Source organism: Gellertiella hungarica, from assembly GCF_014197145.1.
Taxonomy (GTDB): Bacteria; Pseudomonadota; Alphaproteobacteria; order Rhizobiales; family Rhizobiaceae; genus Gellertiella; species Gellertiella hungarica.
Map to the genome: position 1 here is coordinate 601,308 of NZ_JACIEZ010000001.1, position 14,687 is coordinate 615,994.

At 63.8% G+C, this 14,687-nt stretch carries 17 protein-coding genes; 5 read left to right on the forward strand and 12 right to left on the reverse strand.

Features of this window, described 5'->3' with window-relative positions:
- Window positions 1–28: 28 nt before the first annotated feature.
- The 6 genes from GGR23_RS02825 to lgt form a co-directional block, all read right to left on the reverse strand.
- Window positions 29–961, reverse strand: coding sequence for a ribose-phosphate pyrophosphokinase (locus tag GGR23_RS02825; protein WP_183364595.1), 933 nt, complete (start codon window positions 959–961; stop codon window positions 29–31).
- 211 nt (window positions 962–1,172) lie between these two features.
- Window positions 1,173–1,988, reverse strand: a complete 816-nt coding sequence (locus tag GGR23_RS02830) for a hypothetical protein (protein ID WP_183364596.1) — start codon at window positions 1,986–1,988, stop codon at window positions 1,173–1,175.
- A gap of 100 nt (window positions 1,989–2,088) precedes the next feature.
- Window positions 2,089–3,240 carry a M24 family metallopeptidase gene (locus tag GGR23_RS02835; protein WP_183364597.1) on the reverse strand — a complete coding sequence of 384 codons (1,152 nt, stop codon included), beginning with the start codon at window positions 3,238–3,240 and terminating at the stop codon, window positions 2,089–2,091.
- A complete protein-coding gene (gene pgeF / locus GGR23_RS02840; protein WP_343066605.1) occupies window positions 3,240–4,025 on the reverse strand; it encodes a peptidoglycan editing factor PgeF in 786 nt (261 codons plus the stop codon). The genes GGR23_RS02835 and pgeF overlap by 1 nt, the downstream gene beginning before the upstream one ends.
- Window positions 4,026–4,158: 133 nt before the next feature.
- Window positions 4,159–5,265, reverse strand: coding sequence for a class I SAM-dependent methyltransferase (locus tag GGR23_RS02845; RefSeq protein ID WP_183364599.1), 1,107 nt, complete (start codon window positions 5,263–5,265; stop codon window positions 4,159–4,161).
- Window positions 5,262–6,137: a prolipoprotein diacylglyceryl transferase gene (gene lgt, locus GGR23_RS02850; RefSeq protein ID WP_183364600.1), complete on the reverse strand. Its 876-nt coding sequence runs from the start codon at window positions 6,135–6,137 to the stop codon at window positions 5,262–5,264. The genes GGR23_RS02845 and lgt overlap by 4 nt, the downstream gene beginning before the upstream one ends.
- 218 nt (window positions 6,138–6,355) lie before the next feature.
- Here lgt and GGR23_RS02855 point away from each other — a divergent pair, with 218 nt between their 5' ends.
- The 4 genes from GGR23_RS02855 (at window position 6,356) to GGR23_RS02870 (ending at window position 8,766) form a co-directional block, all read left to right on the forward strand.
- Window positions 6,356–6,616 (forward strand): accessory factor UbiK family protein, encoded by a 261-nt coding sequence (locus GGR23_RS02855; RefSeq protein WP_183364601.1) that lies wholly within the window; start codon window positions 6,356–6,358, stop codon window positions 6,614–6,616.
- A gap of 478 nt (window positions 6,617–7,094) precedes the next feature.
- Window positions 7,095–7,595, forward strand: coding sequence for a type III secretion system chaperone family protein (locus GGR23_RS02860; RefSeq protein ID WP_183364602.1), 501 nt, complete (start codon window positions 7,095–7,097; stop codon window positions 7,593–7,595).
- 2 nt (window positions 7,596–7,597) lie between these two features.
- Window positions 7,598–8,416, forward strand: coding sequence for a pyrroline-5-carboxylate reductase (gene proC / locus GGR23_RS02865; RefSeq protein WP_183364603.1), 819 nt, complete (start codon window positions 7,598–7,600; stop codon window positions 8,414–8,416).
- Window positions 8,417–8,424: 8 nt separating this feature from the next.
- Entirely contained in the window at window positions 8,425–8,766 is a 342-nt protein-coding gene (locus tag GGR23_RS02870; RefSeq protein ID WP_183364604.1) for a tRNA-binding protein, read from the forward strand.
- Window positions 8,767–8,779: 13 nt separating this feature from the next.
- Here GGR23_RS02870 and GGR23_RS02875 read toward each other — a convergent pair whose 3' ends face one another.
- The 3 genes from GGR23_RS02875 to GGR23_RS02885 all read right to left on the reverse strand — a co-directional run bounded on the left by GGR23_RS02875 (window position 8,780) and on the right by GGR23_RS02885 (window position 11,438).
- Window positions 8,780–10,174, reverse strand: a complete 1,395-nt coding sequence (locus GGR23_RS02875) for an ATP-binding protein (protein ID WP_183364605.1) — start codon at window positions 10,172–10,174, stop codon at window positions 8,780–8,782.
- Between the two features lie 65 nt (window positions 10,175–10,239).
- Window positions 10,240–10,944 (reverse strand): response regulator, encoded by a 705-nt coding sequence (locus GGR23_RS02880; protein ID WP_183364606.1) that lies wholly within the window; start codon window positions 10,942–10,944, stop codon window positions 10,240–10,242.
- Window positions 10,941–11,438, reverse strand: coding sequence for a MarR family transcriptional regulator (locus tag GGR23_RS02885; protein WP_183364607.1), 498 nt, complete (start codon window positions 11,436–11,438; stop codon window positions 10,941–10,943). The genes GGR23_RS02880 and GGR23_RS02885 overlap by 4 nt, the downstream gene beginning before the upstream one ends.
- Window positions 11,439–11,685: 247 nt before the next feature.
- Between GGR23_RS02885 and GGR23_RS02890 the strand changes: the two genes are divergently transcribed.
- Window positions 11,686–12,333, forward strand: coding sequence for an MBL fold metallo-hydrolase (locus tag GGR23_RS02890; RefSeq protein WP_183364608.1), 648 nt, complete (start codon window positions 11,686–11,688; stop codon window positions 12,331–12,333).
- A 56-nt stretch (window positions 12,334–12,389) separates the two neighbouring features.
- Here the strand turns inward: GGR23_RS02890 and GGR23_RS02895 are convergent, their stop codons facing one another.
- From GGR23_RS02895 to GGR23_RS02905, 3 genes are all read right to left on the reverse strand, one after another.
- Window positions 12,390–12,833 (reverse strand): BA14K family protein, encoded by a 444-nt coding sequence (locus GGR23_RS02895; protein WP_183364609.1) that lies wholly within the window; start codon window positions 12,831–12,833, stop codon window positions 12,390–12,392.
- A gap of 358 nt (window positions 12,834–13,191) precedes the next feature.
- The gene (locus GGR23_RS02900) at window positions 13,192–13,407 is read right to left on the reverse strand and encodes a cold-shock protein (protein ID WP_183364610.1); all 216 of its coding nucleotides are present in this window, start codon (window positions 13,405–13,407) and stop codon (window positions 13,192–13,194) included.
- 366 nt (window positions 13,408–13,773) lie between these two features.
- A complete protein-coding gene (locus GGR23_RS02905; protein ID WP_183364611.1) occupies window positions 13,774–14,667 on the reverse strand; it encodes a DMT family transporter in 894 nt (297 codons plus the stop codon).
- Window positions 14,668–14,687 lie beyond the last annotated feature (20 nt).

Here is a 14,687-nt window from a genome sequence, read left to right on the forward strand (position 1 = left end):
TTTCAATAGGGGTCTCGCCTCGAGGGTATCAGTCGAAGAGGCTCGATACCGACTCTTCGAGGGCCGTGCGGTTGATGGCTTCGCCGAGAAGGTTGGCTGTCGAGATCACGCGGATGTTCGGCGCGGTCTGAACGGCGGTGGTCGGCTGGATGGAATCGGTGATGACCAGTTCCTTCAGCTTCGACGAAGACACGCGAGCCACCGCGCCGCCGGACAGCACGCCATGGGTGATATAGGCGGTGACGCTGGTTGCGCCGTTCTTCAGCAGGGCTTCGGCCGCATTGCAGAGCGTGCCCCCGGAATCGACGATGTCGTCGATGAGGATGCAGTCCTTGCCGGACACGTCGCCGATGACGTTCATCACTTCGGATTCGCCCGGACGGTCGCGGCGCTTGTCGACGATGGCGAGCAGGCAGTCGAGGCGCTTGGCCAGCGAGCGGGCGCGCACCACGCCGCCGACGTCCGGCGACACGACCATGACGTTCTGCAGGTCGTAGTGTTCCTTCACGTCGCGGGCGAGGATCGGAACGGCATAGAGGTTGTCGGTCGGAATGTCGAAGAAGCCCTGGATCTGACCCGCGTGGAGATCGAGCGTCAGGACGCGGTCCGCTCCGGCTTCCGTGATCAGGTTTGCCACCAGCTTGGCCGAGATCGGGGTGCGGGGACCGGGCTTGCGGTCCTGCCGGGCGTAGCCGAAGTAGGGAATGACGGCCGTGATGCGGCGTGCCGAGGAGCGACGGAATGCGTCGATCATGATCAGCAGTTCCATCAGGTGGTCATTCGTGGGGAAGGAGGTGGACTGCACGACGAAGACGTCCTCGCCGCGCACATTCTCCTGAATTTCCACGAAGATTTCCTGGTCTGCGAACCGCCTGACCGAGGCCTTGCCCAAAGGTACGTTGAGATATTTGCAGATCGCTTCGGCCAGCTGCCGGTTCGAATTGCCTGCGAAAACCTTCATCTTGCCCCGCCTGTTCAGGTCAGCGCGACGCGTCTGGACGACGCCCCGTAGACGCTGCAAACTTTAGAGTAGCACATGGCCCTGATGCTGAACCCTAGAGCCGGTGTCGGCTGCCATGTGCGAGCTTTTGGCGCTTTTTAGCGCCCCGTCGCCCGATTGCAAGAACAATAAGGCACGTTTCCCGAATTTATTCTCCAAAAGAACGAGGACCTCACGGACCTGCAGCCCATTGGGTGTAGCTGTCCATCGTCTTGGTGGCGATGGTCTGCATCACCGAGGGCGGAACCGCCGCCCACGGATCGGCCGCATTGCCGGGGAAGCTCTCCTGTCCCTGGATGCGGTTGAGCCTTGCGCCATTGCCGTCCAGCACGTCCCACACATAGGTGATCGTGATGCTGCCGCCGCCCGAAACGGCCGAGAAATAGCCCTTCAGCACGTGTCTGGCGCTCTTGTCGGCGGAGCTTCGGATGGTGATGCCGCGCGCGCGGGCCTCTGCGCCAAGCTGGCGGGAGAGGGGCGTGACAGCGGGGAGCGGCGCGCCGATGATCGGCAGGAACCGGAGGGTCTGCGCGCTGGACGCTTCGGCGCTTGCGGGTTGTTCGGGGGCGGGTGCCGTCTCCGCGGGGGCGGCGAGCTGCGGCGTGCCACCCCGATTGCTGCCGTTCGGCGTTGCCGGTTGTTCGTCTGCGCCGCGACCGAGGGAGGCGGCCTGTTCGTCGAGCGTTGTCGGCGGAGCCCCGGTGCCTGCGGGCGCCTGCTCCTGCGGATAGGCAGGGGACGGAGGTGGCCTCAGCGTGTTGCTGGCGACGGGTGCCGGGGAGGCCACGGGGGCTGCCTGGGGCTGGGAAGGATAGACCGGCTGTTGCGTCCGGGCCATCTGGTCGAGATCCTGGTCGGTCACCGGACTGGAGTTGGGGAAACGGCCGCCGCCCACATCCACCTGCGGGGTCAGCGCATCGGTGGTGTTGCAACCGGAAAGAACGAGAGCGACACATAGAACGCCGATGGCTGTTCTCGCGTGCTGCATCGTCGGGCCATCCCTTCCTTTGGTGCGCTTCCCCGGGCGCAATCGCGAGTGTAAGGACCCCGGCGCGCGCCTGTCAATTGCCGAGCATGCGGGAGCTGTCCTAACGGACGGGCAGCTCCAGCGAATGACGCGAGAGGCTTCGCGGCGCGTCGGCCGTGGTCAGATAGGTCTGGCCCAGCGTCATCGCGGTTCCCGTATCCGAATCCATGATGATCATGTGCACGAAGAGCGACATGTCGGCCTCGATCGGCTGCGGGTTGCCCGCATGGAACATCTGATGCTCCATCCAGGAGGGCGAGAAGCGGGCGCCCAGCGAATAGCCGCAGGCATTCAGCCGGTGACGGGCGAGATCCCTCTCGTCCATGATGCGGGCATGGACATCGAAGACGTCGCCGAAGGTATGCCCGGGCCTGAGCACGGCCTCGATGGCCTGGATGGTTTCCCGGCAGGCCTCGTAAAGCTCCACATGGCGCGGTGTCGGTGCGCCGATCACCACCGTGCGCATCATGGCGGCGTGATAGTGCGCGCTCGCCCCGGCCCATTCGAGGGTCAGCTGGTCCTGGACATCCAGCGTGCGCCGGCCGGCCTTGTAGCGGCAGAGCAGGGCATCTGCACCCGAACCGATGATGAATTCGTTTGCGGGATAGTCGCCGCCACCCAGAAAGACCGCGCCCTGCATGGCCGCGAGAATGTCCGCTTCGCTCGCCCCGGCACGGATCTGCTCCAGGCCTGCATCATAGGCGTCATCGGCCAGTTCCGCTGCCCGTTCCACATGGGCGATTTCGGCCGGCGACTTCACGAGCCGCAGCTGGCTGACGAGATAGGACGCGTCGATCAGCTGGCAGAAGGTCATGAGCTGGTTGTCGATCAGCCGCGCCGCCCGTCCGGTCATGCCGTGCGTGTCGTATTCGATGCCGATGCGGCAGCCGAGGAGATCCATGTCGGAGAGCAGGTTGCGAAGGTCTACCGCCGGGTCGGCGTTGACGCGGTCCACCCAGATCGAGATGTTCTCGATCACCGACGTATGGCGCGCCTGCCTGAGGTCAGCCGAGCGGGTCAGCAGCGTCATCGTGCCATCGGCCTTCACGACCAGCGTCTGGAAGAAGCAGTATCCGAAGGTGTCGTAGCCCGTCAGCCAGTACATGCTCTCCTGCGCGAAGAGCAGCAGCGCATCCAGCTTGTCCTCCTTCATCCTGGCGGTCAGCCGGGAAAGGCGGTCGGCATATTCTGCGGTCGTGAAGTGCAGTCCCATCAGCCGTTCTCCTCAAGTGCTATCGCGGAAATCTGCCGGCCGTAGTCCGGCTCGTTCCGATGGGTCGTGCGCCGGTAGGAGAAGAAGCGCTCCGCATCGGGATAGGTGGAAAGACCGACCGACGATGCCTGCACGCCGGCAGCCGAAAGCCGGTCGACGGTCAGTCCGGGAAGATCGAACATGGAGTGATCGGGCTTTTCAGAGGGAATGAAATAACGGGCATCTGCGGGATTGCGCGCAAGGAAGCGCTCCACGAATTCCGGGCCGACCTCGTAATGGGGCTGGGCTATGGATGGACCGAGCGCCGCAACGATGCGCTCGCGTTTCGCGCCGAGTGCCTCCATCGCCGTGATCGTATTCTCCAGCACGCCGTCGAGCGCGCCCTTCCAGCCGGCATGGGCGGCGCCAATCACGCGCGCCTCGGGATCCGCAAACAGGATGGGGCCGCAATCGGCGGTCAGAACGCCAAGGACGATGCCCGGCCGGTCGGTCACCATCGCATCCGCATGATTGCGGGGAAGGCTGGCGGGGTCGGTGATGACAGTAACGTCAGGCGAATGCACCTGGTGCTGGGTGGCCAGGCGTTCCACGCCAAGCCCGAACCAGCGCGCAACGCGCCTGCGGTTTTCCTCCACCCTTTCCCGTTCGTCCGACGAGCCGAGCCCGACATTGAGGCCGGCGAAAATGCCGGTGGAGACACCGCCTTCGCGGGTGAAAAAGCCGTGTCTGATGACCGGAGAGAGAGCCGAAAGCGCTGGCGATTCAACGGGCTTGGGCTGGGGAATCTCGTTCAAGGGGCACTCCTGGTGTCGTTCGGACCGCGCTGCGCCGGAGCGCCGCAGACCGGATGCGCGCAACACCGCGCAAGCGAGAGACATATGCGCAAGCGCGCGGTCTTCAAGCCCGCGCGCTGCCTTCTCAATGGGGAATGGGCCGGAAGGGCAGGAGGTCTACCGCCGGGCTGGAGACCACGAGCACCTTGAAAAGCTCGCCCATCTTGCCTTCGCCTTCGTCGGCGAGGCGGCTCGCCGCGGCGCGGATCATCGAGGCCACGGCCGGGTCGCGTCCCTCCGACAGCGCGTTCACCCGCTGCTGGATGCCGAGACCGTATAGGAAATCCCCCTGGCGAAGGCAGCCATTGATCGCCACGCCGTTCGCCTTGGCCACTTCCGCCAGGTGCTGGAAATCCACATGGCTGGTCAGATCCGCCTCGCCGGGATGGGCAAGCGGCGGATCGTAATCGTGGCGAAGCACCGCCTGAAGGGTATCGCCGAACCCGGTCACCATGGTGCCGTAGTCGATGATGATGGCGGTGCCGCCGGAATTCTTCAGTCTTTCGCAAAGCGTCGTCATGACCGCCTGACGAGCGGGCGCGATCTCGAAGACCGTTCCCTCGGGAACCGCACCCGGATCGACGGGCAGCAGGGCCGGATCGATGCCGGCGACGCCGACGCCGAAGGCGAGTTCGTCGCGGTCGTCCAGGATCACCATGCGCTCGCGAAAGCCGATCGGCGTCTTCACGAACTGGCGGATCGGTATGGCATCGAAGAGCTCGTTGGCCGCGAGCAGCGTGAAGCCAGGCGGCACGGTGTCGAAGCTCTCGTGCCAGTGGATGCGGCCGTCATGGGCGGCCAGCGTTTCCTGCTGCACGTCCTGAAGGCGCGCGCTCGTCTCGACCAGGTGGATGCCCGCCGACTGGTAGAGCGGCGGGGCAAGCTTTGCCACCACGCGCAGGATGTCGGACATCATCGTGCCGCGACCCGGTCCGATCTCGACGATCCGCGCATTGGCGGGCATGCCGTGCCGCTGCCAGGCGTGGACCAGGAAGATGCCGATCATCTCGCCGAAAAGCTGGCTGATCTCGGGCGCGGTGATGAAGTCTCCGTCACGGCCGAAGGGCTCGCGGGTCTGGTAGTAGCCATGCTCGGGATCGGCAAGGCACAGGGAAAAGAAGTCGGTCACCGAAATCGGACCATTGACCCGGATCAGCGCCTTGATCTTCTCCGCAAGTGGCGTGCTCGTCATTCCTGTCCCCCATTCCCTCGGGCGGCTTCGCCTTTCGGCGGTGCCTGCCTTCCTGCCTGCACCATGGCCCAGATGCCCGCCAGAATCAGGGGCAGGGACAGGATCATGCCCATTGTCAGCCATCCCCCGCCGAGATAGCCCAGGTTTGCATCCGGCTCCCGGAAGAATTCCGAGACGATGCGCGCCAGGCCATAACCGCAGGCGAAGATGCCGGCGAGGCGACCCGGATGCTTGAGCACATCGGTGCGCCAGGCAAGAACCTGCAGCACCAGAAGAAGCAATACCCCTTCCATACCCGCTTCGTAAAGCTGGCTGGGATGCCTGGGAACAGGCCCGCCTGTGGGAAACACCATGGCCCAGGGCACATCGGCCGCGCGGCCCCACAATTCGCCGTTGATGAAATTGGCGATGCGGCCGAAGAAGATGCCGACGGGGGCGACCGAGCAGACGGTATCGATCAGGCTCCAGGTGCGGATGCCGTTTCTGCGCGCGAAGAGGAGCATGGCGATGAGCGTGCCCGCGAGGCCCCCGTGGAAGGACATTCCGCCATGCCAGATCTGCAGGGCGCTGAGCGGGTCGGAAAGGGTCCGGTCGAGATCATAGATCAGCACATAGCCGAGACGGCCACCCAGCACGATGCCGAGGGTCGCCCAGACGATGAAATCGCCGAGGGCGCCCTTTTCCATGGGCAGCCGGTTGTCGGGCCAGAGGCGTTCGCTTGCGACCATGCGCTCGGCGATCTGCCAGGCAAGCAGGATGCCTGCAACATAGGCCAGGCCGTACCAGCGGACCGAAACCGGCCCTATCGAAAAGGCAACCGGATCGAACACGGGGTAGGGCAGGAGGGCGAAAAGTTCGGCAGCTGTCTGCAATTGATCCAAATCCCATCTATCCGCGCGGAAGATGACTTCCGCGACCCCTCCGGTCAAGCTGCTTGTTCCGGCAGCCCGCCTCCTCCGCCGGCACCGCGGCCTGCGGCTTCAAATCACTTGCATCTGCCCGCCTCTCACCCTACCTCAGAACGCAAGCGAGGTTTCGGGCGGCACCGCGTGGCGCGAGAGGCCAGCAGCACCCGACGAAGGAGAGAGCCATGACCACAGGACCGAACCGCATACTGGACGATTTCGCCAAACTCATGACCGACGCCGCCGGTGCCGCGCAGGGCCTGCGCAAGGAGGTCGAAACCGCCTTCCAGGCACAGGCGGAACGCTGGCTGAACGCCATGGACATCGTGAAGCGCGAAGAGTTCGAGGTGGTCCGCGAGATGGCGATCAAGGCGCGCGACGAGAACGAGGCGCTCAAGGCCCGCATCGTCGCCCTCGAGGCGAAGCTGGCCGAAAAAAGCGCCTGATCGCGCCCGAGCCGCATCAATCCGGCCGCCCTGTCCTGACGCAGGGCGGCTTTTTCATTTCCGGGCTCTGCCGGGGTGTTTCTTAACCTTTTGTTAACCTTTGGCTGCCGCGACCGATTCATGAATCGCCTGGCCCCCTGTCCATAGTTAAAAAAATCATAATTTTTTGCGCCTGTGGACATCTCCGAAAAAGCCAATCGCATGAGTCATTTATGACTCAACGCTGAATCGGATTCCGAACTGCTTTCCACAAGGCTTGCCCGCAAAACGCCCGGGGAGGGCTGGCGCTCGGATTCAGGCGTTATACACTGATTTTAAATGATGATTCGAAACGGCCCCGGTCAGCCTCGTGCAGGGTCCGAACAGCAAAATCGAGATCCGTTTCGACCGTCATCCTGAAATGAGTATCCGGTATTCCTGCGTCTGTGGCGTGCCTTGGGCACGAGGGGGATGCTTTTGCCGGTTGAAAAGGTGCCGCATGAGCTTGATGGAAATGGAAGTTCAACGCCAGTCAAACCCGGTCGACATGATCGAGTTCGTGGCCGCCAGCAATGACTGGTCGTTCGAAAGGTCCGGCGAGGACGAAATCGCCATGACCGTGGAAGGGCGCTGGACCGATTACCACGTGTCCTTTTCCTGGATGGAGCAGTTCGAGGCCCTGCACATCGCCTCCGCCTTCGACATCAAGGTTCCGGAGAACCGGGTGAACGAGGTCATCCGGCTTCTGTCGATGATCAACGGTCAGGTTCTCATGGGTCATTTCGATCTGTGGCGGGCCGAGGACGTGGTGATCTTCCGCCAGTCGCTGCTGCTGGCGGGCGGTGCCGAGCCGAACAACCAGCAGGTCGAGGTTCTGCTCTCCAACGCGCTCGAATCCTGCGAGGCCTACTACCAGGCATTCCAGTTCGTGGTGTGGTCGGGCATGGAGGCCAAGGCCGCGCTCGATGCCGTTCTTTTCGAAACTGCCGGGGAAGCCTGACAATGACCGCCTTCCCCTCTGGTCCCATCGTTCTTGTCGGAGCCGGAAACATGGGGGGCGCCATGCTCACCGGCTGGCTGAAGAGCGGCATCCCCGGTTCTTCCGTGATCGTGGTCGATCCCCGCCCTTCCGATTCGCTTCTGCAGATGGTCAATGATGCCGGTGCCCGCCATGTGGTGGAGGCACCCGCCGGCGTGACCGCAGGCATCTTCTTCATCGCGGTAAAGCCCCAGGTCATGGACAGCGTTCTGCCGCCGCTGCGCTCGCTGGTCGGGCCGCAGACGGTCGTGGTTTCCGTCGCCGCGGGCAAGACGCTCTCGTTCATCGAGGACAAGCTCGGCGCAAAGGCCATGGTGCGCGCCATGCCGAACACGCCCGCCATGATCGGGCGCGGCGTGACGGGTGCCTATGCCAACGCGGCCGTGAGTGCCGAGCAGCGCAATGCGGTTCAGGCCCTGCTGAAGGTCAGCGGGCCGGTCGAGTGGGTTGAGTCCGAAGCGGATATCGATGCAGTCACGGCCGTCTCCGGCAGCGGACCGGCCTATGTCTTCTATCTCGTGGAGTGCATGGCAGAGGCAGGGCGGAAAGCGGGCCTGCCGGCGGACCTCGCCATGCGTCTTGCGCGAGAAACCGTCTCGGGGGCCGGTGAACTTCTTCACCGGTCCCCCGACGATGCGTCGCGTCTTCGGCAGAACGTGACCTCACCCGGCGGCACTACGGCGGCCGCGCTCTCGGTGCTGATGGCGGAGGACGGCATGCAGCCGCTTTTCGACAAGGCGATCGAGGCAGCGAGGCTGCGTGCCGGCGAGCTGGCAGGCTGAGGCATTCCATGGCAGACGAGATTACCTTTGCCGACTTTGAGAAGGTCGAAATCCGGATCGGTACCATCATCGAGGTGACACCCTTTCCGGAGGCGAGAAAGCCTGCCTGGAAGCTGAAGATCGATTTCGGCCCCGAGATCGGGGTGAAGAAGTCGTCCGCCCAGATCACCGTGCATTATGACGAGGCGGCCCTGCTCGGCCGCCAGATCATGGCCGTGGTGAATTTCCCGCCGCGGCAGATTGGCCCCTTCCGCTCGGAAGTGCTCACACTCGGCTTTGCCGATGCTAACGGTGACATCGTTCTGGCCATGCCGGAGCGGGCCGTTCCCAATGGCCGCAAGCTGATCTGACGACAGCCTATCCTCAAACGGGCACCCGCACGATGGCGCGAAGGCCGCCGAGCGGGCTGTCTTCCAGCGTCACGTTGCCCCCGTGGCTGCGGGCGATGTCCCGGGCAATGGCAAGCCCGAGCCCTGTCCCGGAGTCATCGAGGTTGCGGGCCTCGTCCAGACGATAGAAGGGCTTGAACACGTCCTCGCGCGATGCGGCGGGAATACCGGGCCCATCATCGTCAAGCGTGATCGTCAGCCAGCGGCCGCCCTGCGTCGCGGCCAGCTGCATGCGGCTGGCGTATCGCAGGCTGTTGGAAACCAGGTTCGCCACCAGCCGCGAGAAGGCATTCGGCCGTACATTGGCGATCCGCTCCCCGCTGAGCGACCAGGAGAGCGTCTTGCCGTGCATCTCCGCCTCCGATGCGAGCTTGGCGAAGAGATCTCCGAGATCGAGCTTGCCGAGATCCTCCTCCGCTTCGCCGCGGGCAAAGGCCATGTAGCCCTCCAGCATCGACTGCATGTCTTCCACATCCTCGTTGAGACCCGCCAGATCCGGATTGTCGCCGGCAAGGGCAAGCTGCAGCTTGAAGCGGGTGAGGATGGTGCGCAGATCGTGGCTCACGCCGGTGAGCATCGCCGTGCGCTGCTCCATCTGCCGTTCGATGCGCTCGCGCATGAGGATGAAGGCGAGACCGGCGCGGCGGATTTCGTCCGCGCCCCGGGGGGAAAAGCTCTCCGGCATCTTCTGGCCCTTGCCGAAGGCTTCGGCCGCCTTGGCCAGCGCCACGATGGGGCGGATCTGCCCGCGCAGGAAGAGCACCGACAGGGTGATCAGCACCGCAGCCGTGCCCACCATCCAGAGGATGAAGATATGGGTGTTGGAGGCATAGGTCTCGTTGCGCTTGACCAGCACCCGAAGGATCTTGTTCTCGTGCAGCAGGATGCGGATGTCGACCAGGCTCGGCGTGTTCGGCTCGTCCAGGATATCGATCCAGTAGGGCAGGCCGATCTGGGTCTCGATCTCGTCGCCCAGCGTCTGCTCGAGCAGCCCGAAGATCGGGATCTGTCCGCCGGGCGGCAGCTCCGTGCCGGGTGAAATCGACACGAGAAGGCCGAGCCGGTCGCGGGCGAGGCGGATCGTTTCGTCCACCTCGTCCGGCGCCGGATGCCGGGTTATGAGGTAGATGATGGCAGCGATGTCGCGGGTCGTCGCATTCGTCAGGCGCTGGGTCACCATGTGCCAGTGCCGTTCCATGAAGACGATGGAAACGGCGACCTGCAACAGCACCATCGGCAAAACGATGATCAGCAGGGAGCGCGCATAGAGCCCCGTCGGCAGCCGCCGGCGAATCCAGCGCGCCATGGAGGCGTAGAGCGAGGGCGAATGCCTCTCGGGTTCCGGGCGTATGGTATCGAAGCTCGCCATGGCCAATCCTGGTTGTCTGGGCAGCGCTTGCCGCCCGATGCCGGACTATAGAGGCCCCGCAGGCCTCAGTCGATGCAGAGCCGGTAGCCGATGCCGCGCACCGTCTGGAGATAGACGGGGTTCGCGGGGTCGTCCTCGATCTTGCGGCGAAGGCGGTTGATCTGCACGTCGATGGTGCGCTCGCCGATCTCGCCGTCTGCGCCGGCGAGTTCATGGCGGGCAACCGTTTCGCCGGCGCGGGCGGCGAAGAAGCTCATGATTTCCGTCTCGCGGTCCGTCAGGCGCACGAGGACCGATGCCTTCTTCAGCTCCTTGCGGGGGAGAGAGAAGGTGTAGGGGCCGAACATCACCTGATCGGCGCCGGTCTGGTCTGCCCCGGGGCTGCGCTTCAGGATGTTGCTGATGCGCAGAACCAGCTCGCGCGGATCGAACGGCTTGGACACGTAATCGTCGGCACCCGCTTCCAGCCCCTCGATTCGCGACGGCGTTTCGGCAAGCGCCGTCAGCAGGATGATCGGGACCTTGCGGATTTCCTTGAGGCTCCGGGTGAGCGACAGGCCGCTTTCGCCCGGCATCATCACGTCGAGGATGATGAGATCGAATTCCATCCCCTCGAGCTTGCGGCGCGCCTCTGCCGCATCGGCGGCGACCGTGACACGAAAGCCGTTCTCCGCCAGGTAGCGGTTGAGAAGGGCCCGGATGCGGGTGTCGTCGTCGACGACGAGGAGATGCGCCGCATTGTCGGCCAGTGTCGCGGGTTGCACGCTCATGCCTTCTCCGCCTCCCTGTTCTGCATGCCCGCCAGAAACTTCACCACGCCGGCGCGCTGGTCAGCGCTCAGGCCCTGGAAGGCCCGGGCAATGCGGCGGGACTGGGGTTCGGCAAGCGCCAGCGCAAGTTCCCGGCCGGCGAGCGTCGGGTAGAGCTTGCGCTGCCTGCGGTCCGAATGGCCGGCCATCTGGCGGATGTATCCGCTGTCGATCAGCTGTTTCAGCACCCGGGAGAGGCTCTGCTTCGTGATCTGCAGCGTGTCGAGCAGATCCGCCACCGTCATGCCCGGATACCGGTTGACGAAATGCACCACGCGATGATGGGCGCGCCCGAATCCGCTGGATGCAAGGATCTGATCCGGGTCCGAGACGAAATCGCGATAGGCGAAAAAGAACTGTTCGATCGTGTCGAAATCGATGTGGTTGGCATCCGCCATCGGCGCATCCAGCACCTCGGGTTCCGCACTCTTTCGTTTGCCTGCTTGCCGTGCCACGTGCAGCTTTCCCTTGATCGACCGCAGCTTTTGCCGCCGCGTTGGGCCCTTTTTGCCGGTATTCGCCGGCAGAAACGCCAGATTCCCGGCAAAAGGGATAGACCGTATCGCCGCCGCAAATCAACTCTTGGTGCAGGGAATTCGCCCTTGCAAACGGCTTTCCCCCGTGACGCGGCCTGCCGTCTCGGTCTAAGAGGGAGGGGGCGGCAGTCGTCCGCCGGATCGTCATTACCAAGCGAGGCAACCGATGGGCATGTTGCAGGCGGGTATCATCCCCGTCACCCCCTTCCAGCAGAACTGCACCGTCCTGTTCGATCAGGATACCAAGGAAGGCGTCATCGTCGATCCGGGCGGCGACGTGGAAACGATCCTCCAGATCATTCACGAGAACGGTCTGACGCTTCGCGAAATCTGGCTCACGCACGGACATATCGATCACGCAGGCGGCGCCGACGAACTGCGCGAAAAGCTTTCCATCCCCGTCGTCGGGCCGCACAAGGATGATCTTCCGCTTCTGGAACGGATCGAGAAACAGGCGGCGACCTACGGCATTCCGGGCGAAGTGCGCAACGTCGTGCCCGACCGCTGGCTGGAAGACGGCGACAGCGTGTCCTTCGGCGATCACGTTTTCGAGGTGCGTCACTGCCCCGGGCATGCCCCGGGCCATGTGATCTACTACAACCGGGCGCAGGGTTTTGCCCATCTGGGCGACGTGCTGTTCAACGGCTCCATCGGCCGCACCGATCTGCCGGGCGGCGACCACGCGACGCTGCTGCGGTCCATCAAGGAAAAGGTGCTGCCTCTCGGGGACGAGGTCGGCTTCATCTGCGGGCACGGTCCGGGAAGCCGGATCGGCGACGAACGGCGGACGAACCCTTTCCTGCGGGGTCTTTGACGGACATGAAAAAAGGCGGGACCCGGTCCCGCCTTTTCCGTTCTGGCTGCCGCTGATCAGCCGCGGCAGAAATGTTCCTGGCCATCATAGCCGACGAAGGTGCCGGTCGACGGGTCGAAGGTGCGATACCGCTGGCTGCAATAACGCAGCCAGGACTGGGTCCAGGGGCGAAGGCCCGGCTGCTCGACGACCACCCGGCGGCGCTCCACATAGGTCGGCTGCTCCACGATCACGCGGTTGGTGCGGTAGACATAGGTGGGCTCGTCGTAGACCGGTTCGTCATAGACCGGATAATCCTCGACATAGGTGCGGCGGGGCGGAGAGCTCAGTGCGGAGCCCAGGATGGCGCCCACGGCGAGGCCGGCAACACCGGCGGCAACGGCATCGCCGTCGCTGTGGTGATGGCGGCGCCAGCCATCCGCCGAAGCGGTGCCTGCGGAAACCAGGGCGGTGGCTGCGATGGTCGCCGAAATCACGAGAGTCTTGAAAAGCTTGGTCATCGCGTAATCCTCTTTGCTCCGTCGGCGGCAGCACGCTTGCTGTTCATCGCCGCCGGTTATGGTGAGACGATACGGCCCGCAAGGTGAATGCAGCCTGAATGCAACTGAGGGGAAAACGGTTCAACCGGAGGAGGGGTTCCGCGCGCACCGCGCATGCCCGGCTCGCCGTGCGGCCGGGCCTGCCCCCTCTGGAACTGGCGGGGGCGAGCCACGTGTTCGGGTCATGAAGGACAAGGCCCGGACGGGTCCGGACCCTGCAGATCACTCAAGCTCTGGCAAGGCGGTGGCGGCCTGAGGCCATTTGCTCCGTGCGGGCGAGGCGCGGAGCGTCCGCGATGCGGCTCGTGCGGCTAGTCGATCAGCCGGCAATGTGAAGGTTTACGGCCTTCGGGCCCTTGCCGCGGCGATCCGGCTCGGTGTCGAAGGTCACCTTCTGGTTCTCGGAAAGACCAGAAAGGCCGGAAGCCTGGACTGCGGAAATGTGAACGAAGATGTCAGCCCCGCCATTGTCCGGCTTGATGAAGCCGAAACCCTTGTCGGTATTGAAGAATTTTACAGTGCCACTCTCGGCCATGCGTCAAGTCCTTTTCTCTCTGCCCGTGTCAGACCAGGCAGCATCGCTAAATTGCCCTTGCGGGGCGTGGGGCAGGCAATTCTCGAATATGGAGGAAAGGGTCCCGTGTTACCGCGGCCAAGGAAGGGTAACATTGGAGTTCAGCCCTGCCGTTGTCCGCCCGAGGTATTACGACTTCGGCGCGCTTTATTTATAAGGTCTTCCCGTGTTCGCTAAATGCCCGAACGCCGGGTAGATTGCTGTGTTTGCGCGAAATTGGCAAGCGAAAGTTTTATGCCCGGGAGAGCCAGAAAATCCCCCTTAAAAATTGACAGGAATGAGTATTTCCAGGTTTTATTTTATGTGTTTCCGGCTCCGTTTGCTCCTTCAGCGTGCAGAAATCGACTTTCGCTTCAGCAGCTCCGGAACAGTCTCGACCATAATCATTGCGACAAAAATTATTCCGCAACCGACGTATCCGGCCGTCGTCAGCGTCTCGTTGAGGAGCAGCGCGCCGAACAATCCGCCGAACAGGGCTTCGGCGGAGAGGAAGATCGCAGCCTGGGGCGCGGTGGTATAGCGCTGGCCGATGACCTGCAGCACGAAGGCGAAGCCGGACGAGAAGATACCGACATAGAGGATTTCGGTCAGGGCGCCGCTGATCGCGTCCAGGGTCAGGTGCTCGGTCGCCGCACCGACCAGCATGCCCCCGATGGCGCAGACGGCAAACTGCACGGTGGAGAGCAGCAGGGGGCGCCCGCTGTCTCCGACAAAGAGGCCGACGAGCGTCAGCTGGATAGCCCAGAAGAATGCGCAGATGATGGTGAGGCCGTCGCCGATCGTCAGCCGGTCGAGCGCGCCGCCGGAAAGCAGGAAGATACCGGCCAGAGACATCAGCGCTGCGGGCCAGATGATCCAGTGCGGCGCCTTGCGGAGGAAAATCACCGAGATTGCCGGCACGAAGACGACATAGAGCCCGGTGAGGAAGCTCGAATTGGTCACCGTCGTATAGCGCAGCCCCACCTGCTGGGTGGCAGCCCCGAGGAAAAGGGCAAGGCCGATCATCAGGAAGCCTTTCACGTGGCGCTCGCTGAGCGGCTGCGAGGCGCGCCGGCCTTCGTTGATCGCAAAGGGCAGGACGCAAAGGGTTGCAATGGCGAAACGCAGGCCGATGAACCAGAAGGGACCCAGCGTCTCCATCGCCGTTGCCTGGGCAACGAAGCCACCGCCCCAGATGGCGGCGGCAAGCAACAGAACGAGATTGGCCTGCATGCGGTTCATGAATGCACCCGGATGATGGA